At 41.8% G+C, this 25,060-nt stretch carries 17 protein-coding genes; 3 read left to right on the top strand and 14 right to left on the bottom strand.

Translation table 11 applies throughout. The features are described 5' to 3' along the window. The 7 genes from ACJZU6_RS13965 to hemL form a co-directional block, all read right to left on the bottom strand. Positions 1-987 carry an ABC transporter permease gene (locus ACJZU6_RS13965; RefSeq protein WP_107276894.1) on the bottom strand — a complete coding sequence of 329 codons (987 nt, stop codon included), beginning with the start codon at positions 985-987 and terminating at the stop codon, positions 1-3. Between the two features lie 146 nt (positions 988-1,133). Then, positions 1,134-2,810 (bottom strand): ABC transporter substrate-binding protein, encoded by a 1,677-nt coding sequence (locus tag ACJZU6_RS13960; RefSeq protein WP_080158515.1) that lies wholly within the window; start codon positions 2,808-2,810, stop codon positions 1,134-1,136. 29 nt (positions 2,811-2,839) lie between these two features. Next, complete coding sequence (locus ACJZU6_RS13955; RefSeq protein WP_080158514.1) at positions 2,840-3,037, bottom strand: hypothetical protein; 198 nt, start codon at positions 3,035-3,037, stop codon at positions 2,840-2,842. Between the two features lie 519 nt (positions 3,038-3,556). Continuing rightward, complete coding sequence (locus ACJZU6_RS13950; RefSeq protein ID WP_408900456.1) at positions 3,557-6,934, bottom strand: response regulator; 3,378 nt, start codon at positions 6,932-6,934, stop codon at positions 3,557-3,559. A 270-nt stretch (positions 6,935-7,204) separates the two neighbouring features. Further along, positions 7,205-8,224: a 16S rRNA (guanine(1207)-N(2))-methyltransferase RsmC gene (gene rsmC / locus ACJZU6_RS13945; RefSeq protein ID WP_408900455.1), complete on the bottom strand. Its 1,020-nt coding sequence runs from the start codon at positions 8,222-8,224 to the stop codon at positions 7,205-7,207. A gap of 155 nt (positions 8,225-8,379) precedes the next feature. After that, entirely contained in the window at positions 8,380-9,465 is a 1,086-nt protein-coding gene (locus tag ACJZU6_RS13940) for an AI-2E family transporter (RefSeq protein WP_080158512.1), read from the bottom strand. 339 nt (positions 9,466-9,804) lie between these two features. Beyond that, positions 9,805-11,109 (bottom strand): glutamate-1-semialdehyde 2,1-aminomutase, encoded by a 1,305-nt coding sequence (gene hemL, locus ACJZU6_RS13935; RefSeq protein ID WP_080158511.1) that lies wholly within the window; start codon positions 11,107-11,109, stop codon positions 9,805-9,807. Positions 11,110-11,455: 346 nt separating this feature from the next. On the opposite strand from hemL, the gene clcA reads away from it, so the two are divergent. Further along, positions 11,456-12,844, top strand: a complete 1,389-nt coding sequence (gene clcA / locus ACJZU6_RS13930; protein WP_369926012.1) for a H(+)/Cl(-) exchange transporter ClcA — start codon at positions 11,456-11,458, stop codon at positions 12,842-12,844. Positions 12,845-12,906: 62 nt separating this feature from the next. Then, positions 12,907-13,248, top strand: a complete 342-nt coding sequence (gene erpA / locus ACJZU6_RS13925) for an iron-sulfur cluster insertion protein ErpA (RefSeq protein WP_045036017.1) — start codon at positions 12,907-12,909, stop codon at positions 13,246-13,248. 83 nt (positions 13,249-13,331) lie between these two features. Here the strand turns inward: erpA and ACJZU6_RS13920 are convergent, their stop codons facing one another. Continuing rightward, positions 13,332-14,645, bottom strand: coding sequence for a peptidoglycan DD-metalloendopeptidase family protein (locus ACJZU6_RS13920; RefSeq protein WP_408900454.1), 1,314 nt, complete (start codon positions 14,643-14,645; stop codon positions 13,332-13,334). Between the two features lie 304 nt (positions 14,646-14,949). Here ACJZU6_RS13920 and ACJZU6_RS13915 point away from each other — a divergent pair, with 304 nt between their 5' ends. Further along, positions 14,950-15,570, top strand: coding sequence for a DedA family protein (locus tag ACJZU6_RS13915; protein WP_408900453.1), 621 nt, complete (start codon positions 14,950-14,952; stop codon positions 15,568-15,570). Positions 15,571-15,698: 128 nt separating this feature from the next. On the opposite strand, the gene ACJZU6_RS13910 is transcribed toward ACJZU6_RS13915, so the two are convergent. The 6 genes from ACJZU6_RS13910 to gltB all read right to left on the bottom strand — a co-directional run bounded on the left by ACJZU6_RS13910 (position 15,699) and on the right by gltB (position 25,019). Further along, complete coding sequence (locus ACJZU6_RS13910) at positions 15,699-16,310, bottom strand: trimeric intracellular cation channel family protein (RefSeq protein WP_080158508.1); 612 nt, start codon at positions 16,308-16,310, stop codon at positions 15,699-15,701. 124 nt (positions 16,311-16,434) lie between these two features. Then, complete coding sequence (gene btuF / locus ACJZU6_RS13905) at positions 16,435-17,271, bottom strand: vitamin B12 ABC transporter substrate-binding protein BtuF (protein ID WP_408900452.1); 837 nt, start codon at positions 17,269-17,271, stop codon at positions 16,435-16,437. Next, the gene (locus tag ACJZU6_RS13900) at positions 17,271-18,233 is read right to left on the bottom strand and encodes a cobalamin biosynthesis family protein (protein WP_408900451.1); all 963 of its coding nucleotides are present in this window, start codon (positions 18,231-18,233) and stop codon (positions 17,271-17,273) included. Before ACJZU6_RS13900 ends, btuF begins: the two co-directional genes overlap by 1 nt. Positions 18,234-18,259: 26 nt before the next feature. Further along, complete coding sequence (mtnN, locus tag ACJZU6_RS13895) at positions 18,260-18,958, bottom strand: 5'-methylthioadenosine/S-adenosylhomocysteine nucleosidase (protein ID WP_080158505.1); 699 nt, start codon at positions 18,956-18,958, stop codon at positions 18,260-18,262. A 173-nt stretch (positions 18,959-19,131) separates the two neighbouring features. Beyond that, positions 19,132-20,541: an FAD-dependent oxidoreductase gene (locus tag ACJZU6_RS13890; RefSeq protein WP_408900450.1), complete on the bottom strand. Its 1,410-nt coding sequence runs from the start codon at positions 20,539-20,541 to the stop codon at positions 19,132-19,134. Between the two features lie 14 nt (positions 20,542-20,555). After that, a complete protein-coding gene (gltB, locus tag ACJZU6_RS13885; protein WP_408900449.1) occupies positions 20,556-25,019 on the bottom strand; it encodes a glutamate synthase large subunit in 4,464 nt (1,487 codons plus the stop codon). Positions 25,020-25,060 lie beyond the last annotated feature (41 nt).

Here is a 25,060-nt window from a genome sequence, read left to right as displayed (position 1 = left end):
TTACTTGCCTCCTTTACGTAGACGAGGGTCTAGCGCAACGATTAGGATGTCGGCCATAAAGTTAAAGAACAACATAAACATAGTCATAATAAGTAGCTGACCTTGCAGTACTTGGTAATCACGCGCATGGATTGCGTTTAGCATCACCGTACCCAGACCTGGATAGTTGAAAATCATTTCGATAATTAACTGACCACCGATAGCCATACCTAACGCCATTGATAGCGCGGTAACACTTGGTAGCATTGCATTTCGTGCTGCGTAGTTGAATACCACACGGTTTTCACTCAGGCCTTTTCCTTTTGCCATGGTGATGTAGTCTTCATTTAGCAAGTTAATCATGTTGTTTCGCATGCCAATTAGGAAACCGCCAATTTGAATAATAGTGGCACAGAAAAGAGGTAGGGCGGCATGGTAGAGCACATCTTTATAGAATGCGAAGCTGCTCCAATCCGGGGTTAAACCTGCGGTATATGCGTTACCTGTAGGGAACCACTGTAAGCCGATTGCAAAGGTAAACATCACCAGCATCGCGATGACAACGGGTGGAACGGCTTGCACAACTAACATGCCTGGAGAGATGAAAGTATCGTAGCTGCTGCCACGTTTCCATGCTGCAAAAATACCAAATACAGAACCAACACAGAATGAAATAATTACTGCAGAACCGGCTAGAAATAGTGACCAACCAATTGCACCACCGAGTAAGTCATTTACTGATAATGGGTAAAATTTAATTGAAGTGCCAAGGTTCCAAGTAAATACGTTCGCTAAATACGAAAAGTATTGTTCATAAAGAGGACCATCAACAAAGCCTAGTAGCTTCTTCATGGCTTCAATTCGCTCAGGGGTTACCTGTGCAGTTGCGTTTGCGAACATCATGGTAACTGGGTCACCTGGCATCGCACGCGGAAGAATAAAGTTTAGCGTTGCCGCGAAAATTAACGCGATAAAATAAAACGATAAACGACGTAAAAAGAATCCCATAACTCACACCTTACACATCCAGCTTGCCTTCCTGAGCTGAATTCAGGACGTAAAACCCCCTGACGAAAACGCCATACCTTTGATTGCAAAAAGGATTAGAGGGAAGAGGCGGTGCACAAGGCGTGCACCGCAAATTTAAGCAGATATTACGCTTTTGGTTTTAGGTCTAGAACTTGAAGTAGACGCTCTTGAACACCAGCCCATACCATTGGACGACCTTTAGGGTTCTTCTCATTCCACCAACCAGTGAAGCGAGCTTCATTGTATTGGAAGTTGTTAGCACCAGAGATTACTGGGATTGTTACTTGGTTCTCAGCAATGATTTTCTGAATGCTATGAGCAATCTTGATTTGCTCACCCTTATCAGCCGTTTTGTAGAAGCTGTCTAGTAGCGAATCTAACTGTGCATTCTTGAAGTAATGCATAGCGAAACGTGGCATACCGTCACCTTTCTGTAGACGTGAGTTGTACGCACTGTCCCAGTATAGGTGTGGATCTGCACCGTGGAAGTAGTTAGTAAATGCTACATCGTAAGTGCCTTTCAGCATTGATTCATTGTAAACCGCGAAGTCAGGAGTACGTGCTTTCGCATTGATACCCGCTTCTTGAAGCTGTTCAACACCTAGTTGTACAGTGTTGTTGAAGTCAGTCCAGCCGTTTGGTGATTGAACTTCAAGCTCAATTTTCTCACCTTTTGGTGACTCAACAAATCCATCACCATCAAGGTCTTTAAAGCCAGCTTTAGCTAGAAGATCTTTAGCGCCTTTGATGTTGTATGTGTTGAAAGCTTTGTACTCATTATGTACAGCTTCGTCAGACCATGATTTGAAGCTATCACCTAGACCTGAAGCGTAATCGTTTGGTGTACCAGCACCGTAGAACGCGATGTCGATGATAGTTTGACGGTCAATTGCCATAGAGAACGCACGACGGAAGTCAACATTGTTGATTGCTTCGTTGTTACCTGCTTTTGGCGATTTGTAGTTCAACATGAATGACATTGTGCCAGCAGCAGGGTACCAGTATTTGTGGTTTGGATTTGCTGCAGCATAAGTGCTGTCGATATCAGGAATGAATGATGACGTCCAATCTAGCTCAGAGTTGATGATCTTAGTTAGTAGTTGGTCGTTGTTTGCAATTTGAGGAACACGTAAACAATCAACTTCTAGGTTCGCGTTATCCCAGTAGTTAGGGTTACGACATTGAACATAAAGCTGAGGAGTAAATGTGTCGATCTCAGTAAATGGGCCAGTACCTACAGGGTTTTCGTTAGTGAACGTTGTAGGGTTCTTAACTTTGCTCCAGATGTGCTTAGGAACAACAGGTACTTTTGAAATTTCAAATGGAACGTTTGAGTTTGCAGCAGTTAGTTCAAAGATAACTTTGTTACCGTCTTGCTTAACTGATTTAACCCACTTGTTGATACCGATTTGATCTAGCTCTGGCTTGTTTTTTACTAAGTCAAAAGAGTAAACAACATCACCAGCAGTGAATGCTTTACCATCAGACCATTTTACGCCATCACGAATTTCAAATGTTACCTTCATTAGGTCGTCAGACATGTAGTAGTCTTTCGCCAAACGCATAACAGGCTCGTTACCTTGCATTTGGTTAAAGATTACCAATGGCTCATAAACGAACTCAGTTGTTGTGCGAAGGTTTGTTGCTAAAAACGGGTTAAAGTTACGCACCATTGTAGGGTAGAAATCAGGTACGATTGTTAGCTGGCTTTTTTCTGATGCAGTAGCAACGGGTGCTGTAAAAGCGGTTGCTGCAGCAACAACTGCAAGTGCTAACTTAGTTTTGTTTATATTGGCAAGCATAGCTGTTCCTTACTCTTAGCTCTGTTTCACTAATGGAAATAAAAATTAGCTCCGTCATTGGAGCGCTGTAAACCTACTTCATTGGAACCTGAGTAACGCTGAACCATTGAATGGCCTTGTAGGCTCTCAGTGGCTTCAATATTGGCTGTATTGGTTAAATCGTCAATGTGGTCGCCCGTCAAAAACGTCAAAAAAACAATTGTTGCCGTCAAAAGTGTTAATTTCATTGTTTTACGTGATTGAGCAGTTAGTAAATAGCGTGCTTAGTATCACATATGAAAGTCGTTGTTACATTTGTAGTGTTAGTGCTCACTACTTTATTTATTCTTTTAAAATAGGGAGATTTAATTTTTATTTTACGTGATGTGATGTAACGCATATGGTTTTTTTTGCTTATTTTTATACGGAAATTTTTGGCTGTTAGTTTGTTGTGATTCGGTTCTCATAAACTAAAAGAATTTATTTTTAGCGCCGAAGAATGGCGTTTTTTGATGAATATGATTTAATTTTGACCATTAATGATAGTGTGACCTTGATCATTTATAGGCATTCAAACGGGATTATTTCAAAGATTAAAAAAGTGATAGTGGCACACCAAAGACATGAATAGTGGTGTCAACAAAGGGGGGAGTTTGAATCATATCATCGTGCTATTGAGCCGTCTGAGAATGGTCGTTGATATAATATAGATAATAAAAAAGGCTCTGAGAGAGCCTTTTTGGACGCTATTATGACGGTAATTAGGGTTAGTTATGACTAATGATATGATGTAACTTATCCCGCATAATGACGAGTTCTTGGCGATAGGTATTAGATTGTGGACAACGTTCTAATACAAAATCAATGGTATTAATGACAGTTCGCCAACGGGGTGTTTTTGGTAACGTTTCAAGTTGAAGATATTTATCTAAGGTACGCGTTTGAAGCGTACTATGGTCTAAATAAACACGCCATAAACCACTTTCTTCAGCTAATTCAAATTTACTTTTACGTGATTCTTGTTCCCAAAACACCAAGGTTGCTTTCATGGCATCGACTAATAATTGACGAATTATTTCAGCTTTATTATGATCACCATCCCCTAATTTGTCGGCTAAACGGGTAAATTCTCCTCCTAACTCTCGCAGTTGTTGAAGGTTATTTTTATCGCCATTAAAGGCAAATTCAGACAACACATCAATAGCATTTTCAAGTAGGTTGATACGATGATCAGCCGATGGTCCTTGGCTATCAAAGACAAACATTTGTTTAAGCCCTGACTCAATCGGTAAATTGATAACATCGGTCATTAATTGTTGTTTGTGGTCACCAATGTAATAGCTAAGTTGACCATTAAAATGATGATTATCCGTGACAGCTGCTGGCAATGGGGTCGCTAGAATATCGTCAATGGTATAGCGCTCTAATAGCTCTGGCGTGCGTTTAAATAGTTTGCCCGCAGCACTGTTGGCATAACGGATTCGACCTTCGTGCTGAACACAAATGATCGCCTCATTGGTTGAATCTAGTAGCCCAAGTAAACGACTTTGGGTTTCTATCAGTCCAATTTCGACTTGTTCACGACGATGAATTTCCTGTTCTAGTGCTTGGTTTTTCTGGCGCTCAATTTCGGTTTTTCCTGCTTGTAAATAAGCCCTAATTCTCGCTATAAGTTCTTCTTTATTAAATGGTTTGGTTAAATAATCATTGGCTCCACATTCAAAGCCTTTGAGGCGATCTTGTACTTGCCCCAGGGCTGACAACATAATGATGGGCAGCGCTAACATGGAATGTGTTTTACGTAATTTATTACACACTTCATAGCCACTCATTTCAGGCATCATAATATCAAGTAGCACTAAATCGGGCTGCTGTTCAGTGATCAATGCTAACGCTTGAGGGCCACTTTCCGCCGTTTGAACTCGATAACCAGCAAGACGTAAGAAATTGGTTAGTATTTGTAAATTAACCGGTTCATCATCGACAACTAGCAACAATTCGCCATCTGGATTTTCTGGTAAATCAGACGCATCATAATTTGCCATATTGAGTAATGGCGCTTTGAAATGATTTTTATTGGGATTCGCCGCCATTGCTGCAATTTGATTGGCATTGGCTAAATTGAGAGTGAAACTGAACGTTGTTCCTACCATTGGTTGGCTACTGACATACAAGCGTCCACCCATTAGTTCGATCAATTGGCGACTGATCGATAGCCCAAGCCCAGCCCCTTGACGGTAATTAGCTGATCCGGTATTGGCTTGTATAAGCGGTTCAAAAATATGCTCGAGTTGTTCGCTGGGAATACCTTGTCCAGTATCAACTACTTGAATCCGTAATTGATGTTCTAATATTGTAGCCGATAAAATAATTTTACCTTCAGAGGTGTATTTAATCGCATTGCCCACTAAGTTATATAGCACTTGTTCTAAACGTTGTTCGTCCGCATCAACCAGAGGTAGATCCGTTGGAATTTGATTAATAATTCGAATCGGTTTATTGCCTAATAAATGGCTCGATAATTCCAGTACTAATCGAATAGCTACAGACATATCAACCGCTTGGTGGTTAATATCAAGATCGCCATAACGCATCTTATGGTAATCAAGCAGATCATCAACCAGTGTGGTTAAACGTTGACCGCTATTAATGATCATTTCTAATTGGCGGCGTTGTGATTGATGTAATGCGCCATTGGCTCCCGCTAATAACGATTCAGCAATCCCCACCATGCCATGCAGTGGTGTGCGTAATTCATGCGAGGTGGTTGCAAGGAATTCGTCTTTCATTTTATCCGCAGTTTGGAGTTCATTATTTTGTTGACGAATAATGGTTAGGTTATGTTCTAACTCTTTATTTTGCTGGCGAATAAGCCCAATTTTCTCGCGAATAGAGCGTTGCATACGGGCAAAGCTGATCGCTAATCGTCCAATTTCATCATGACGTTCAGTACCATCAATTTTTTGCTCTAAATCACCACCAGAGGCTTTTTCTGCCGCCCACGTTAAGCGTAATAATGGTGCGGTAATCGAGTTTGACAGCCAATGTGAGGAAATGATGACTAAAATAATGGCGGTAACCATGGCTGCGACAAAGATTTTTTCTAATTCAAAGATTCGCGCAAAGGCTTCTTTTTCAGGAAGCTCAACCACTAGTGCCCAATGGTGATCTAATATATTTAGCGGCGAAAATGCGCCTAATACAGGAATATTATCGTAATTAATAAAGCTACCAATACCTGATTTACCAGCAAGTGCTTGATCGATGCTTTGGCTTTGTAATTGTATTGGTAATTTCGGCTGAGTTTCAAAGCGTAATTTATGATCAGTGCCGACTAATAGGGTTTGAATATGCTTAGTATTGTCTTTAATCAGTTCAGTTATCTTTTGGTTACTTAGCTCCATAAAGACATAACTATGTAGGTAGCCTTGTTGGATAATTGGTGCTGCAAACCAAGCCGTTGTTTCATTACTGTGGCTATTAGCACTAAAGTCGGTAAAGACTACCGGGACTTGCTCTGGGTTATTAGGGCTTTGCTGGGTTTTTTCTTTAATGGCTTTAAAGGTTTGCTGTAAGGCGCTATGAGAGGTTTTTTTTGCTAATAGATTAACCCCAAAAAGGTTGTGGTTTTTAACTGAATAAACGACATCACCAGAGATATCAACCAGCATAATATCTTTAAAATCTGAACGTTTAAGATACTCATTATAAACGGCATTATAGCGTTTAAACATTAAACGATAGCGTTCATGTCCAAGGTAGCCACTATTGGCGGTTTGATCACTTTTAGTGGTAAGGGTTGAATTGAAATAATGAGCGCGACCTTGTGCATCAAGTTGTGAATCAATATTGCCAAGTTGATGGAATGCACCCACTAAACCGTAAAATCGTCCACCACTATTATTTGATAATTCAGAGCGAGCAAAGCTTTTTACTTCAGACTCTTTAGCGGCAAAGAAACTCTGTAATTGTTTTTGTTTATTATCACGCAACGAAGCCAGATGGCTGATGCTTTGCTCGGCTAAATCTTTAGTGTGAGAATTTAGAAAGTAAAGAGCTGACAATATCAATGGGGTGATACTGAGCACTAAAAATGCCAGCATAAGTGTGTGCTGAAGACGTTTGAAGCGTTTAGTATTCTGCATTCCGGTGCCTGAATAAGATGGTGGAATTTACGGTTTTAACGACAAAAATAGTCACGTTAAAATGAACATCAAGATTTTAACGATTGTCCTTTATCGTTTTAACTCAACGTGATGAATTGTCGTGTTTATACTATGTTTTTATTATGGATCAAGTAACTAGAAATAGAATCGTGTCAAAAAGCACAAAATTAACGAAATTAACGTCATAAAAAAGGGCAGTATTGACTGCCCTTTATAAAATTCAAAAATGAAGTGTAAAGTTGTGATATGTTATTTTTTTGCCGTATAGACATTGAATTTATTAGTGTGAGAGCTGATCTCACACTGGCCAAGAGTGGCTTCAATCAAAGGTGGATATTGCAGAAAACAGTTCGCCACAATCACTAATTCCCCGCCATTATTTAGGTAACTCGGCGCTTGATTAATGAAGGTTTCGGTTGCGGTATAAAATGTTTTTAAACCAGCATGGAACGGCGGGTTACTGATTAAATATTGGTAAGGACCAGTAATGTTTTTATAAACATCAGTGGCTATAAAATTAGCGGTTAGTTGATTAACCTTGAAAGTTTCTTTCGCTGACTCAATGGCTAAAGCACTAATATCACACAGATCTAGGTTAATTTGAGGATACTTGGCTTTCATTACTGCACCAATAACACCCGCACCACAACCAAAATCAAGTACTTTACCGTTAAGCGCGGGTAAGTTATTGAGTAGAAGTTCTGAACCTTTATCAAATTCACCATGGCTAAAGACGCCAGGTAAAGAGCGCACGGTAAGGCTAACACCAGCAATATTAATTGGGTAACTACGGAACCATTTATTGATGTCAAAAGCTGGGGCTGGGTTATCACAGCGTCCCCAGTAGAAGCTACAACGGCGGGCTGAATCATATTTAGTTAATGGGCCATATTGCGCAAACATTTTTTCTGCACTTCTGACACCACAACGGTTTTCACCGACGATACAAATTTCAATGCCTGCTGCAAACTTACTCAGTAGCATTGATAATAAATAATCCGCTTCTGCTTTTGCTTTGGGCCAATAAAGCAGAATCATATCAATATCGAGTTCAGCGTTAAGTTCTGCACCAAAATGACAATTAATCGCTTGATGGTGTTCAATGTCACCTAGGTAACCATAATTGGTGGTAAAGACTGTTACCGATTGAGCTGTTGTAAGCAATTCTGAGGCAAAAGTATCATTTAATTCACCAGCAATAAGGACTTTGCGGTTTTCAAAAAATTCAGATTGACGAGCAACCACTTGGCTCGCGGCGGAATAAGACATTTAACTGGCCTCAAAATAGACATCATGGTTCAGGAGCGCGGATTGTTCCATAAATAGTGGCAGATGGAAAGTCACTGCTAGAGAGAATAAGTATAATCATAGGCTGCCGTTATTATTGTTAATAATACCGACAGCCTATGAGGGATTATTGATGGTTAATTATCATCTTGTTGTTGAAGGAATGACTGGAATTCAACTTCATACATTTTAAACAACACTAAAGTTACGCCAAAAATAATTGGACCGTAGATCATACCAATTAAGCCAAATAATTGAATACCGCCAATGATTGAAAAGAAAATCAATAAGGTGTTCATACTTGAGCTGCCTTGCATTAATAACGGACGCACGATGTTATCGATAGAGCCGACAACAATGACGCCCCAAGCTGCAAGGAACAATGACCATTCCCAATCACCGATTAACAGTAAATACAGTGATGCTGGAATCCAGATTAAAGCGGTACCAACCACGGGAATTAATGAGGCAAAGGCCATCATAGAACCCCAGAATAAGCCTTGGAAGCCACATAGCCACATTGCAAAACCACCGGCAACACCTTGTGCTAACGCGGTTAAAAATGATCCGAGTACGGCAGATTTGGCCACTTGTTCAACTTCTTCCATGATAGTGTCTTCTTGGCTGCGAGACAGTGGAATCACGTGACGGATTGCGGCAATCATCTTGTCGTTATCACGTAGAAGGAAGAAAAGTACAAACAGCATCATCATAAAATTCACTAAGATACTGGTCGCATCGCCGAGAATACGCGCACTGATATTCAGCGCTTGAGAACCGACTTGAGATGCAGTAGTCGCGATTTTCTGAATGATGACTTGGGGGTCAAAATCATGGAATGGTGAGTATTTATCAATTAAAGCCAGTGTTTTTTGGGCCATAGGATGAGCAAAGAGTTCTTTTGGCCCTCCGGTTGTTAGCCAAGTGTAGCTTTCTTTTGACACAGTGGTGCCTTGATGCACGATCGATGAAAACACCACTAATAGAGGAATAACGATAATGACCGTCATAATAAAACATGACAGCATTGCCGCTGTATTTTCACGCGTCGGCATTTTGGCAAGTAAACGCTTATGCATAGGTGTGAATAATAAAGAGATGATAAACGCTAATACAATCGGACCAAGGTAGGGCTCGATTAATTTATAACTTGCGTAAGAAGCGACAAAGAGTGCCACTATTAGCATCCAGTGACGAGGTTCTACCTTTAATGGGTGAGGCACGATATGTATCCTTTTAAAATCGACCGATAAAAGCTATTTTCACTGTAATTGATAAAGATTATCATTATAATCATCACCATTATTTGATGATTATAGCTCTTATCAAGGAGATAGCTTATGGGATGTTGTAATTGTGGTTGTGATGACAAAAAAAAGCGTAAGCCACCATTAGTGCTAATTATTTTAGTACTTGTTGCTGGGCTTGCCGTTTATTTTTGGCAATAGATAGTTACTGATATTCATCATAAAAAAAGGCCACCATTCGTGACCTTTCTTTTCATAATAGCACTAATAAAATAATGTTTTTAATAACATTAGCTCATTTATTTTAAAACAATGCTATTTTGCTTCAGCAGCCAGAGTGGCAAACGCAAAATCTGCCGCTTCTAATGTTGCATCAATTTCTTTGGTATTGTGTGCGAGTGAGGTAAAACATGCTTCATAGGCTGAAGGTGCAAGGTACACGCCTTTATCAAGCATTAAATTAAAGAAGCGCTTGAAGCGTTCAATATCACACTTGGTCACATCGTCATAGCAAGTCACAGTATCTTGATCGATAAAGAAGAAACCAAACATTGCACCCACTTGGTTTACCGCCAGTGGAATACCGTGTTTATCAGCTAAAGCTTTAAAGCCTGTTGCTAAACGCTGAGTGGTTTTCGCTAAGCGTTTTTCATTACCATCTTCTGTTAGTACCGTTAAACAAGCATGACCTGCCGCCATGGCTACAGGGTTACCTGATAATGTTCCTGCTTGATATACAGGGCCAGTTGGCGCGACAAATTCCATTACATCACGACGCCCACCAAAGGCACCCACAGGCATACCACCTCCAATAATTTTACCCAGTGTTGTGATATCAGGTTTGATGTTGTAATACCCTTGCGCACCACCTTGTGAAACACGGAAACCCGTCATGACTTCATCAAGGATCAGTAGCGCGCCAAATTCATCACAAATTTCACGAAGGCCTTCAAGGAAGCCTGGTACGGGCGGAATGCAATTCATGTTGCCAGCAACGGGCTCAACAATAATACAAGCGATCTGATCTGGTTGAGCCATGAATGCTTCACGAACTGAATTCAAATCGTTGTAAGTTGCAGTTAACGTATGTTTAGCAAAGTCAGCGGGAACACCAGGAGAGCTTGGTTGCCCAAGAGTTAATGCACCTGAGCCTGCTTTTACTAATAGGCAATCAGCATGGCCGTGGTAACAGCCTTCAAATTTCAGAATTTTGTCACGACCAGTAAAACCACGAGCAAGACGAATTGCACTCATGGTCGCCTCAGTGCCTGAACTTACCATACGTACCATTTCCATTGACGGTACGAGTTCTGATACTAACTCAGCCATGGTGATTTCCATTGCTGTTGGTGCGCCAAAGCTTAAGCCTTGTTGCGCTGCGTTAATTACAGCATCACGAATAGCGGCATGGTTATGTCCTAAAATCATTGGACCCCATGAACCAACATAATCGATATAAGCATTACCATCGGCATCAAAAATATACGCGCCATCGGCACGCTCAATAAATAGTGGTGTGCCACCAACACCAGCAAAAGCACGGACTGGTGAGTTGACACCCCCAGGGATTTTTTGTTGTGCTTTAGCAAATAAATCAGCTGACTTGTTCGTTTTGCTCATGTGAAATCCTATAAAAAAGTAAGGCGGTGATTCAATCCACAGAATTATCTGTCCTAATCAACCATAGGCAAGAGAAGTGTGGGGAGTGAAACTGCCTTATTGTACCTAAAGTGTTGCTGAATATAGAGTCATTTTACTGTTTTAAATGAAGCCAAATTTAAAATAAAACCCGTTGATTCTGAGAAACAAGTCACAGTTGCAAAGCTATTTTTCAACATTAGCAGTGTAAATCATAACCACATTCGATTAGGCTATAGTATTAATTCTATCTTCATCCTCTCGCTGTAATGGCGTTATCTTTATATAATACGGCTCTCTAATGACTGAAAAATCGCGCGGTCTTCATATGCCCTTCCACCTGCAACCGAGTGGTTTGGTTAGGCGTTTTTTGACCCAAGATAAAACACCTATTTCTGTTCTATTCCTTTCGGCTTTAGTCGGAACGCTTGCTGGCTTAGCCGGTACACTATTTGAAATTGGTGTGCGATGGGTGAGTGAACAACGAACAGTTTGGCTGCGTGATGAAATTACCAGTGTGCTGCCATTGTGGTTAGCGGCATTTCTTGTCAGCGGTATTTTAGCCTTTATTGGTTATTTCCTTGTATGTCGTTTTGCCCCTGAAGCTGGCGGTTCTGGTATTCCAGAAATTGAAGGCGCGATGGATGAAATGCGTCCTGTACGCTGGTGGCGAGTTATTCCGGTTAAGTTCTTTGGTGGTTTAGGTGCATTAGGCTCAGGTATGGTGCTAGGACGTGAAGGTCCGACTGTACAAATGGGCGGTAATATCGGTCGTATGATTTCAGATATTTTCCGTTTAAAAGATAAAGAAGGCCGTCACTCATTACTTGCTGCTGGTGCTGCTGGTGGTTTAGCTGCGGCATTTAATGCGCCTATGGCGGGCATTATGTTTGTTATTGAGGAGATGCGACCTCAATTTCGTTACAGTTTAATTTCAGTTAAATGTGTAATGATTTCAGCGATGATGTCGACGATCGTATTTCGCTTTATTTCAGGCCAAAGCGCGGTTATTACTATGCCGCAATATGATGCACCCGCGCTGACTTCATTATGGTTATTCTTAGTTCTAGGGCTACTCTTTGGTGGCTTTGGTGTCGTTTTTAACCGTTTAATTATTTTTACATTAGATTGGTTTGTCACTATTCACCATAATAATCGTACCCGTTATTTAATTACGGGAGGCTTATTAGGTGGTTGTTTCGGCTTATTGTTACTTTACTTCCCTGAGCTAACTGGCGGTGGTGTTTTCCTTATTCCTCCTGCGACTAATGGCGACTATAGTTTAAATATGCTATTGCTGTTGTTCTTTGCTCGTGTTGTAACAACACTGTTATGTTTTGGATCCGGTGCTCCTGGTGGTATTTTTGCACCAATGCTGGCATTGGGGACTTTATTTGGTACGTTTTTTGGCACCGTAGCCCTCGACCTTTATCCTCATTTAGGCATTGCACCGGGTTTATTTGCTATCGCAGGTATGGGGGCGTTATTTGCAGCAACTGTGCGCGCGCCTATTACTGGTATTTTATTGGTGATTGAAATGACCAATAACTACCACCTTATTTTACCCTTAGTGGTAACTACACTGGGTGCAACTATGATGGCTCAAATGTTAGGTGGTCAGCCGATTTACTCCCAATTGTTGCATCGTACGATTAAAAAAGAAAAATTAGGCCACGATTCACCACATGATGCTCCAGTTGAGACGGCTAATACTTGAACACAATAGTCAGGTATTAGATAATCACCTTTAATTAATGGAAGTGTTTGAGAGGTTTTGTAATGAGCGATGTTAATTTGCCGCTGACTTTTTCTGATGTGGCTGCGAATAAAGTAAAAACGCTTATCGCTGAAGAAGAAAATCCAGAATTAAAACTACGTGTATATATTACAGGTGGTGGTTGTAGTGGGTTTCAATATGGCTTTACATTTGATGAAAAAGTCAATGATGGTGATATGACTATTGAAAACAATGGTGTAACATTAGTTGTTGATCCAATGAGCTTACAGTATTTAGTGGGTGGTGTTGTTGATTACACTGAAGGCTTAGAAGGTTCGCGCTTCTTTGTGAATAACCCTAATGCCACCACAACATGTGGCTGTGGTGCGTCATTTAGCGTGTAATACTGTGATCTGTTTGTATTATAAAGAAAGCCGTCTATCTGACGGCTTTTTTTTTGAATATGGATAGCTATTACAGCCATTAATTAGCTTTGTGGTAATAAAATACCGTTGTTTGCTAATAAGTGACTGTAGCTTTTTACCTGTTCTAGTTTGTCACCTGCTTGCTGCTTAAACACGGTTTGTGTTGAGCCTGAAAGTGAATGCGCTTGGGGCAAATCAACAGTGCGTGGATTTTGATGCTGACCGTTAACTAAGAATTCATAATGCAAATGCGGGCCCGTCACTCGTCCTGTTCCGCCTAAGGTACCAATAGTTTGTCCTTGTTTAATGCGCTGGCCATTTTTCACCATGCGTTTCGTCATGTGCAAATATTTGGTGACATAGTTGCCATTATGACGAATAAAGACATAGTTACCATTAAATTGGTTATAACTTGATTCGATAACAACACCATCACCCGCTGCCCAAATAGGGGTGCCAATCGGAGCTATATAGTCGGTGCCACGGTGGGCTTTTACTTGTTTGGTTACCGGATGTAGCCGACGCGGATTAAAGTTAGAGCTGACGTAACGGAAGTTGATCGGTGAGCGAAGAAAAGCCTTTCGCATCGCCTGACCATCTTTATCATAATATTTACCGTTATCATGGCGGACTGCCGTAAATGTTTGTCCCATATTGGTAAATGTGGCAGCTAAAATATTGCCGTGATCTATCGGGTTGCCATCAAGGTAATGTTGTTCAAACAACACCTCAAATTTATCCCCCGCACGAATATCAAGTGCAAAGTCGATATCCCAACCGAACAGCGCTGCTATTTCCATGATTTGATTGGCTGTTAATCCTGCTTTATCTGCGGCACTCCAGAAACTAGAGTCAATGGTTGCTTGCGCGTAATTGGTTTGAGTTTCTATCTGTTGTTTCGTTATTGTGGCAGTAAAGTCATTGTTATCACGATTACGTTTGATGATTAAGGTTTCAAGGTTGGTTAATGGTTGGTGTAATTCCATTAATTTACCCGCATCATCAAAACCAAAATTCAATTTATCCCCAGGGCGCAGTGACGTCAGTTTTTTGGTTTTACTGTTGGTTGTAACAATTTGATGTAATAGAGCGCTGTCTAAACCAACACTATCAAATGCGATAGCTAAACTTTCACCATTTTCGACGATATGGTTTTTCCATACTAACGCTGAGTGTGGTAGGTGTTTAGCCGTAGTCGTTGATGATGGCGATAAAGCGAGCGGATAGTGCTGACCTAATTGATATTTAAATTCAGTTTTAGCGGGTGGCTCTGCATAAATTTCAGGAGCCACAATAAGCGCAATAACCGCACTACTGATTATCCCTATCAGTATTTTATTTATTCTTGGCATACGAGGTAATGAGCTTCCATTCATGATGGTACTAGATAAAAAATAAATAATATTAAGTGTAACGGCTTTCAATATCAGGTGCTATTGAAGACCAAATATTCAATATTGTTTTTATAAAATTTGTCGAAGTAACCCAAAATGGTTACTTTTACAACAAGCTACAATGAACCTTTATCTTGCTGCAAAACATATTCTTATCTACTGAGAGTTAATTTTTCTAAATTAGTTCATTTTTGTAAGCTTAATTTTTAGCTTTGATCGTTAGAGTCTCTGTTAAATTCGGTCTATCATCACAAATTCAAATTCTTTTTTCTGACATAGACTGGCCATGGAATCGATTCAACATATTATTACTGAACTCACGCCATTGCTGCAGCAATATGGCTATTATATTTTAGCGCTGGCAATTGCGGTTGAAGGGATGGGGATTCCCGCACCAGGACAGTCATTATTGGTTGTGGCAAGTTTATTAGCGGCATCAGGAAAAATGTCATTACCCGCGGTATTGATGGTTGGCTGGAGCGCCAGCTTTATTGGTAATAGCATTGGTTATTTTATTGGGCGTCAATTTGGACACGTTGTCACTCGAAAACAATGGATTAAGCCTAAAACATTAACCAAATTACATGGTTTTATCGATCGCTATGGTATGTTAGGGCTGATCATTAGCCGTTTTGTGGAAGGTATTAAGCAATTTATGTGTATTGGCTGTGGTATTGCAGCAATGCCCGCTAAATTGTTCTTTACGGGTAACTTTCTTGCTGTGACCGTGTGGTTACTTGTGTTTGGTGTTGCGCCTACTTATTTACGTGACGAAGTCGCACCTATTTTGGCGTTTTATCATAAATATCAAACTCAATGTTGGATTGTTGCTGCGGTTATCGTTATTGCTATTGTCTGGCTGGTTTACCGTCGTTTTCAACGTAGTCGAGTTGTTATTGAAGAATAGTTGTTATCTCAATATCATGACTATTAAGCAATAACGCTATGTTTAATAAATGATAAACAAAAGATATAAAAAAACCGCCATGTTACATAGTGGCGGTTTTTTATTATCAGTGGTGTCATTACGTTAGGTTAATTACGCAGAGCAAAAGTGGGTAAAGAAAGATTCCAACGAATAGCGGCTAAGCGAATCGAAAGGGTGGTAATAATACCCATAATGGCAGCCATCGACGGTAGGACTCCCAGTGATAAACTAAGGGTATGAATGGTACCGCCAATAATACAAGCAGTAGCATAAACTTCCGTTCTGAAAATCATCGGCACTTCACGACCTAAAACATCTCGAATAACGCCACCGCCACATCCAGTGATCACACCCATAATAACCGCGACTAGTGGTGATGCACCATAACGTAATGACTTTTCAACACCAATAGCAACGAATACCGCAAGGCCGATAGCATCGGCAACAGGTAGAAAATACCATGGCATTCGACGTGGGCGTTGAGATGCGATCATGGTGATGATACAGGTGATAAAAATCACCCATAAATAGTTGGTGTCATGAATCCAAAAAACAGGGGTTGCCCCTAATGCCATATCTCGAATAGTGCCACCACCAATGGCTGTTACACTTGCAAGTACCACGACGCCAAAAGGATCCATACGTAGTCGTCCTGCCATAAGTACACCTGATGCAGCAAAAATGGCAGTGCCAAACATATCGAGAAAATAAATGAGCATCTCTGTACCTACAAGAATAATGAAGTTGAGTTAAGCGGCAGAGATTGTACGAATAAATTCGTCAGTAACAACCATAATGAAATGCTTTGTGAGATTATTCACAGGGTTTATCGCAATAGTGTGATTAGTGATCGCCTCGTACTTGATCGAATAAGGTACAGACTTGTTTTATGGCAAGTAACGTTCGTGGTGTGGGTCTATTTAGCCAGTTAGTGTTTAGTTGATAAATGTGTTGTTGCTTAAATGCAACCAGTTGATGTTGCCATTGTGCCCATAATTGTTGAGTGTCAGCGATTGGTTGAGCACTAAATATCACTTGAGGCTGACGAACAATCACTTGCTCTTGGTTAACTTGCGGGTAGGCCACACTGCTATTTGCAAAAATATTGTCGCCACCACAAAATTGAAAAATTTGACTTGGCCAGCCACTATCGGCAACGGTCATTAATGGCGTTGAACCTAATTGATAAAAATAGCGTACTTTAGGTTTATTGTGATTGGTTAGTTGCAGTTGTTGTAATTGATGTCTAAATTCAGCGGCAGCTTGCTGTGCAATCTGTGGTGAATCGGCATATTGCCCCAGTCGTTCTAATGTCTTGGGAATATCGGCCAATGTTTTTGGGTTTGAATAGAGTATTTTAATCCCAAGTTGTTCTAAACGTGCTAATTCTCGGCTTGGATTTCCTCCTTGCCAAGCTAAAATTAAATCAGGTTTTAGCGCTAAAATACGCTCCATTTTAAGACCGCGATAATTTGCTACACGTTCTAATTTTTCTGCTGCGGGAGGGTAGTCACTGTAAGCACTGACTGCTATAAGCTTGTTTCCTAATCCAGCCGCATAAGCCATTTCAGTGGTATGCGGTGATAAGCTAATAATCCGTTGGGTTTGTTGCGCTAACGTGGCTGCAATACTTGGCGTAATGGTGCTGATAATCAACATAAATAGACATAAGATGCGCACTATAAAATTCCACCAAAAAAGTATAATAATAAGCTTTCAAGTACGACCCATACATAAAGTCGCTGAGTGATGAGTTGTTGTATTTGTGCAATGTGTAGCGCGGCGGGTGTAATTCTACCACCAAGGCGAGGTCGTTCCATTTTGACATTATTGTAAATTGCTGGACCGCCGAGAGATAAGGCGAGCTTATAACCGATAACCACTAATAACCAACCGGGACCGGGTAAGTGCCAGTTTTCACCTTGCTGCCGTAATCCTTTTATTGCCACACGGCCATTACGCCCCGTACTTAATAATAAAGCAAATAAGCGCAGCGGTAGAATATCAAGTATTGCTGCAATACGTATTGCTGGATATCCAAATACCGCATACTGAGTACGTGTCGGTGACCATGCTCGTGCAAGACCAATGGCTAATCGATATAAAATAGCAGCAATGCCACCACCGATCGCATACCAAAACAAAACTCCAACCACATGCCTGCCATAGCTTAAAATGATGGTTTCAGCGCCAGCTTTGCCTAAACCAAGCAGGGATAATACAGTGGTATTTCGATTAAGATAAGGGGCGAGCAATTGACGACATTGAGCTTTATCGTTGTGACCATAAGCATAATTAAATTGATGGCTAAGTTGGCTGGTATGCTGCCAATCAAGGGCAAGCCATAATAATGTTAATTGAAATAAAGTGGGATACCACACTAATTGGCTGGTCGCGAATAATAACACCACTACAGTAAGCCACATTAATGCCCAAGCTAAATAACCCGCTAATAATCGCTGAGCGTAATTATCATGAGGATGGTTGACCCGTGCTGCTATTAATAGGGCTAAACGGTGCCAGATACGCAATGGGTGCATAGGATAGGGGATGGGTAATAACCAATGTAATACTAATGCTCCCCACAAAGCGAGCAGGGAGCTATTGGTTGTCAATGAGGCGATAAATGCCGAAGTTGTCATCAGTAGTTATCATCTCATTGATGTTATTAGTTTAACAATTCAACCATTTTAGCAACCATTACGGAAGAACTCTGTGCTGCAAGTGGCAGGAACTCATCAAAGCTCATTGGTGATTCTTTGTCGGCAACATCAGAAATTGCGCGTACAACCACAAACGGCACCTTAAATTGGTGACAAGCTTGCGCAATGGCAGCGGCTTCCATTTCAACTGCAACTACAGTTGGGAAATGAGTACGAATAAAGTTTTGCTTGTCAGCTGAACATACAAAAGCATCGCCAGTACAAATTAAACCACGAACCGCGTGTGGTGGTTGTGGCAAAGCTGCTAGTGCTTGTTCTGCAACAGACATTAATTTTTCATCAGATAGGAAAGCGGCAGGTTGTTGTGCCATTTGACCAATTTCGTAACCAAATGCAGTTACATCAGCATCGTGGTAACGTACTTCTGTTGAAATAACTACGTCACCCACGTTCAAGCTTGATTCGAAACCGCCAGCAGAACCAGTATTAATCACTACATCAGGCTTAAAGGTGTCAAGTAAAACAGCCGTACCTATTGCTGCAGATACTTTACCAATACCTGATTGCAGTAACGCCACATCTGCACCGTTAAGTTTGCCTGTGTAGATAGTACAACCTGCTGTATTATGGATTTCACAGTCAGTAAGTTGATCTTTAAGGATGGCAACTTCTTGTTCCATCGCGCCAATAATGCCGATTTTCATGAATGGTATCTCTTTTTGATGGGGTGCACTTGCCGTGCTGATATGGCTAAGATTGTAGCATGAGCCATAATCATTATTCCAAAACTCTCGCCAAAACTCGGCTAATCACAGAAAGACCCCACCGTTGTAAATACAACTGTGGGGTTAATTACGCGTATTTATGGGGCGATCGGTTATAGATTTAAATAATCGAGAATACCATCAGCGGCTTTTCGGCCTTCATCAATGGCGGTGACCACCAAATCAGAACCACGTACAGCGTCACCGCCAGCAAAGATTTTAGGATTGGTAGTTTGGAAAGCAAACTCAGTGTTAGCGGCTTTAATTCGACCCCATTGATCGAGCTCGACATCATAAGGCGAGAGCCAAGGCATGGCGTGTGGTTGAAAACCAAATGCCATAATCACCGCATCAGCCGCTAAGACATGTTCACTGTCGGCAACGGGTTCAGGGTGTCGACGACCCGCAGCATCAGCGTCACCTAAGGCGGTTTTTACGACTTTAACGCCAACCACGTTACCTGAACTATCGACCTCAATGCCTAATGGTTGCAGGTTAAACATAAAATTAACCCCTTCTTCGCGTGCATTTTTCACTTCACGTTTAGAACCGGGCATATTGGCTTCATCACGACGGTAGGCACAGATAACATTGTTAGCCCCTTGGCGAATTGAAGTTCGAACACAATCCATTGCGGTATCACCACCACCAAGGACGACAACTCGCTTGCCTTGCATATCAATAAAAGGCTGTGATTGGTTAAGTTCCATTACTTTGTAAGTATTAGAGACTAAGAATGGCAGTGCGTCGTAAACACCATTAGCATCTTCATTTTCAAGCCCAGCACGCATATTTTTATAGGTGCCGACCCCTAAGAAAACCGCATCATAATCAGCGAGTAGGGTGTCAATGCTGATATCTTTACCGACTTCAGTATTAAGTTGGAAATCAACCCCCATTTCAGTAAAGACACGACGGCGATTGACCATAATATCTTTTTCTAATTTGAACGAAGGAATACCAAACGTCAGTAAGCCGCCAATTTCAGGGTAGCGATCAAATACCACTGGTTTTACGCCGTTACGTACTAGAACATCAGCACATGATAATCCTGCAGGACCTGCACCAATGATGGCGACTTTTTTATCTGTTAGTTCAACGCCTGACATATCGGGTTTCCACCCCATTTCAAACGCTTTATCAGTAATGTATTTTTCAACATTACCAATTGTGACTGCACCAAAATCGTCATTAAGGGTACATGCCCCTTCACATAAGCGATCTTGAGGACAAACGCGACCGCAGACTTCTGGCAGGGTATTGGTTTGATGTGATAACTCTACCGCTTCAATAATTCGGCCTTCATTAGCAAGCTTTAACCATTGTGGAATGTAGTTATGTACGGGACATTTCCACTCACAATAAGGGTTACCACAATCGAGGCAACGGTCTGCTTGTGCTCCCGCTTGCTGCTCGGTAAAGGGCTCATAAATTTCGACAAACTCGATTTTTCGAATTTGAATCGCTTTTTTAGGTGGGTCGATACGCTCGACATCAATAAATTGGTAAACATTCTGGCTCATTTGGTTTCCCTCCCTTATTGTGCCTGAAGACGTAGTTCAGATTCTGAACGACTTTGATGACCTAACAGCGTATTGATATCCGCTGACTTTGGCTTTGCAAGGTAGAATTTTGGAATCCATTGGTCAAAGTTAGCCAAAATTTCATGCGCACGAGTTGAGCCTGTTTCTTGCAGGTGACGATCAATTAATCCGCGTAAATGTTCTTGATGGATTTTGAGTTGCTCAAGTGCGACTGCTTCAATTAACTCAGGGTTTACGCGTCCTGCAAAATCACCATCTTCATCTAAGATATACGCAAAGCCACCCGTCATTCCGGCGCCGAAATTGACGCCAGTCTTACCTAAAATAGCGATAATTCCGCCAGTCATATATTCACAAGCGTTATCACCAGCCCCTTCTACTACCGCTATCGTCCCTGAGTTACGGACCGCAAAACGTTCTCCTGCTTTACCTGCTGCAAATAATTTGCCACCTGTAGCGCCATATAGGCAAGTGTTGCCAATAATGGTGGCATCATTGGATTTAAATGACGAGCCAAGTGGCGGACGAATAGCTATTTTGCCTCCGGCCATACCTTTACCAACGTAGTCGTTAGCGTCACCGGTTAAATTAAGGTTTACACCGCCAGCATTCCAAACGCCAAAAGATTGCCCTGCAGTACCGACAAAATTGAGTGTAATCGGTGCTGATGCCATGCCTTGATTACCATAGCGATGAGCTATTTCACCGGATAAGCGCGCGCCAATTGATCGATCTGTATTACAAATTGGGAAGTGATAATTACCGCCGCTGCGCGTTTCTATTGCACTTAGCGTATGATCCAATAATTGTTGGCTTAACTGCGCATCATCAAATGGGGTATTGGCTTCACTACAATATAAGGTTTTACCTGCTTGTGGTGTCGGTGCGACCAATAGTGGACTTAAATCCAGTTTTGATTGTTTAGCGGTAAAACCATCCAGTTGTTGCAATAAATCAGTGCGACCGATTAAATCGGTTAATTGTTTGATTCCAAGTTGGGCTAATAATTGTCGAACTTCTTCGCCAACACCAATAAAGTAATTCATTACCTGTTCTGGTAAGCCTTTAAAGAAATCACGACGCAGTTTTTCATCTTGTGTCGCCACACCTGTTGCGCAGTTGTTTAGATGACAAATACGCAGGTATTTACACCCAAGCGCGACCATTGGCGCGGTACCAAAACCAAAGCTTTCTGCGCCTAAAATCGTTGCTTTAACCACATCGAGCCCTGTTTTTAAGCCGCCATCCACTTGCAGACGGATCTTATGTCGTAAACCGTTAGTGACTAATGCTTGTTGGGTTTCAGCCAGACCCAGCTCCCACGGGCTACCTGCATATTTGACTGACGTCAGTGGACTTGCGCCCGTACCACCGTCATAACCTGAGATCGTGATTAAATCGGCATAAGCTTTGGCAACACCTGTCGCGATAGTGCCAACGCCGGGTTCTGATACCAGTTTGACAGACACCAACGCTTTGGGATTGACCTGCTTGAGATCGAAAATTAGTTGCGCCAGATCTTCAATCGAATAAATATCGTGATGTGGAGGTGGGGAAATTAAGGTCACGCCAGGTACGGCAAAGCGTAACTTGGCAATTTCAGTGGTAACTTTATGCCCCGGAAGTTGACCGCCTTCACCGGGTTTTGCCCCTTGCGCGACTTTAATTTGGATCACATCGGCATTGACTAAATAATGCGGAGTGACGCCAAAGCGACCAGACGCCACTTGCTTAATACGTGAGTTACGCTCAGTACCAAAACGACGTGGATCTTCACCACCTTCACCTGAGTTAGAACAACCGCCTAACCTGTTCATTGCAATTGCTAATGCTTCGTGTGCCTCTGGGCTTAGGGCGCCAATCGACATCGCTGCTGAGTCAAAGCGCTTATACAATTCCGTTGCGGCTTCTACGTTCTCAATCGCAATTGGATTATGGTTATCCGTTAAGGCCAATAAGTCACGAATAGCGGCTACAGGGCGATGATTTACTTGCTCTGCAAAAGCGAGATAATCTTGATAATCGCCAGATTTAACCGCTTTTTGTAAAGTTGAAACGACATCCGGGTTATAAGCGTGGAACTCGCCACCGTGAACATATTTAAGTAAGCCGCCGTGATCAATCGGTTTGCGTTTTAGCCATGCTGTACGCGCAAGGTTGTGCAGATCTTGTTGAATATCACTAAAATCAGCGCCAGCAATACGGCTTGAAACCCCTTTGAAACACAACTCAATAATGTCATCACCTAAGCCAATAGCTTCAAATAACATTGAACAACGGTAAGAGGAAATGGTTGAGATACCCATTTTGGACATGATCTTAAACAGGCCTTTATCGATACCATTACGGTAGTTGATCATCACCTCGCGATAAGGCTTGTTAATGACATTGCTATCGACCATTTTTGCCAATGATTCATAGGCAAGGTAGGGGTAAACCGCCGTAGCACCAAAACCAAACAACACCGCAAATTGATGCGGATCGCGTGCGGTAGCGGTTTCAACCACAATATTGGTATCACAACGTAAATTGTTATCGACTAATCGGCGTTGAACGGCACCTACCGCCATTGCGGCTGGAATCGGCAGAGTCTCTTTGCTGATGCTGCGATCGGATAACACAATCAGTACCGCCCCTTGTTCAACTAACTGCTGCGCTTTATCACATAAGCTAATAATCGCTTGCTCAAGATCGGTTTGTTGTGGATCAAAATTAATATCGAGCTGATTGCTGGCGTAGTATTGCTGATCAAGTTCTAGTAATTGTTTTAAATCAGAATACAGCAACACTGGTGACTTAAATGCCACTCGTTGAGCATGACTGTCGGTTTCACAGAACACATTAATTTCACGACCAATACAGCTCGCAAGCGACATTACATGCTTTTCACGTAAAGGATCGATCGGTGGGTTAGTGACTTGCGCAAACATTTGACGGAAATAGTCGGTGATAGGACGCTGCTGTGACGACAATACTGCCATTGGTGCATCATCTCCCATTGAGCCTGTGGCTTCTTGACCATTTTCACCAATAACTCGCAGTACTTGATCGAGCTCTTCTCGGCTGACATTAAATTGTTTGTGGTGAGTATTAAGCTGATTATCATCCAAACTACGTTGGCTTATATGGCTATCATCTAACTGCTCAATGGGCACTAAATGTTGAACATGAGTATCCATCCATTGCTTATACGGATGGCGGCTCATCAGTTCGTTATCAATATCTTGTGAATGCCAGATTTTGGCAAATTTAGTATCGATAACCAATAGTTCACCGGGGCCAACGCGGCCTTTTTCTGCCACTTCATCTGGGGTGTAATCCCAAATGCCGACTTCAGAAGCGATGGTGATCAGTTTATCTTTGGTGATCACATAACGCGCAGGGCGAAGGCCATTACGATCAAGGTTACACGCCGCGTAACGTCCGTCTGACATTACAATTCCAGCGGGACCATCCCATGGTTCCATATGCTTGGAGTTAAAATCATAAAAAGCACGTAATGCGGGATCCATATCTGGGTGGTTTTGCCATGCTGGTGGCACGAGCATTCGCATCGCACGGAAGAGATCCATCCCGCCGGCTAAAAACAGCTCCAGCATATTATCAAGGCTGGATGAATCAGATCCGGTTTCATTAACAAATGGCGCCGCTGTTTTTAAATCGGGCAGCAGTGGCGAGCTAAATTTATAAGCGCGTGCACGTGCCCATTGGCGGTTACCGGTAATGGTATTAATTTCACCATTATGGGCTAAGTAACGGAATGGTTGTGCTAATGGCCATCGCGGTTGAGTATTGGTTGAGAAACGCTGGTGGAATAAGCAGATCGAGGACTCTAATCGAATATCGCCTAAATCTTGATAAAATTTAGGCAGATCAGCGGGCATAAATAACCCTTTGTAGACCGTGACTTGGGTTGAGAGGCTACAAATATAGAACTCTTTATCATCGGTAATACGTTTTTCAATTCGACGCCGAGCAATATAAAGCCGACGTTCAATGTCCCGTGGTTTCCATCCCGCAGGGGCATTGATAAACACTTGTTCAATGGTTGGCAATGATTGTTGTGCTATTGGCCCGAGGACAGTTGAGTTAATCGGTACTTCACGCCAACCCGCAATGGATAAGGTTTCGGTGATTAACTCTTCGTTGATAATTTCACGTGCATGTTGAGCAAGGATAGGATCTTGACTGAGGAATATCATTCCTACCGCAAATTCACGCGATAGATTCCACTGCTTTTCTGCGGCAATAATACGATAAAAATTATCAGGCTTTTTAATTAATAAGCCACAGCCATCGCCAGTTTTTCCATCCGCGGCAATTCCTCCTCGGTGAGTCATACGATCGAGGGCAGATATTGCGGTACGAACAAGTTTATGGCTAGTTTCGCCTTCAATGTGGGCGATAAGACCGAAGCCACAGTTATCTTTTTCTAGTGATGGGTTATACAGTGACATTGCAATTCTCCCTTGCTCCTGTTTGCTGTAAACAGTTTTAC

Origin of the sequence: Photobacterium piscicola (assembly GCF_046058925.1) — a bacterium.
In the GTDB taxonomy this organism is placed as follows: Bacteria; Pseudomonadota; Gammaproteobacteria; order Enterobacterales; family Vibrionaceae; genus Photobacterium; species Photobacterium piscicola.
The sequence above is the reverse complement of the archived record's forward strand: the minus strand, read 5'-3'. Positions and strand labels throughout refer to the sequence as shown.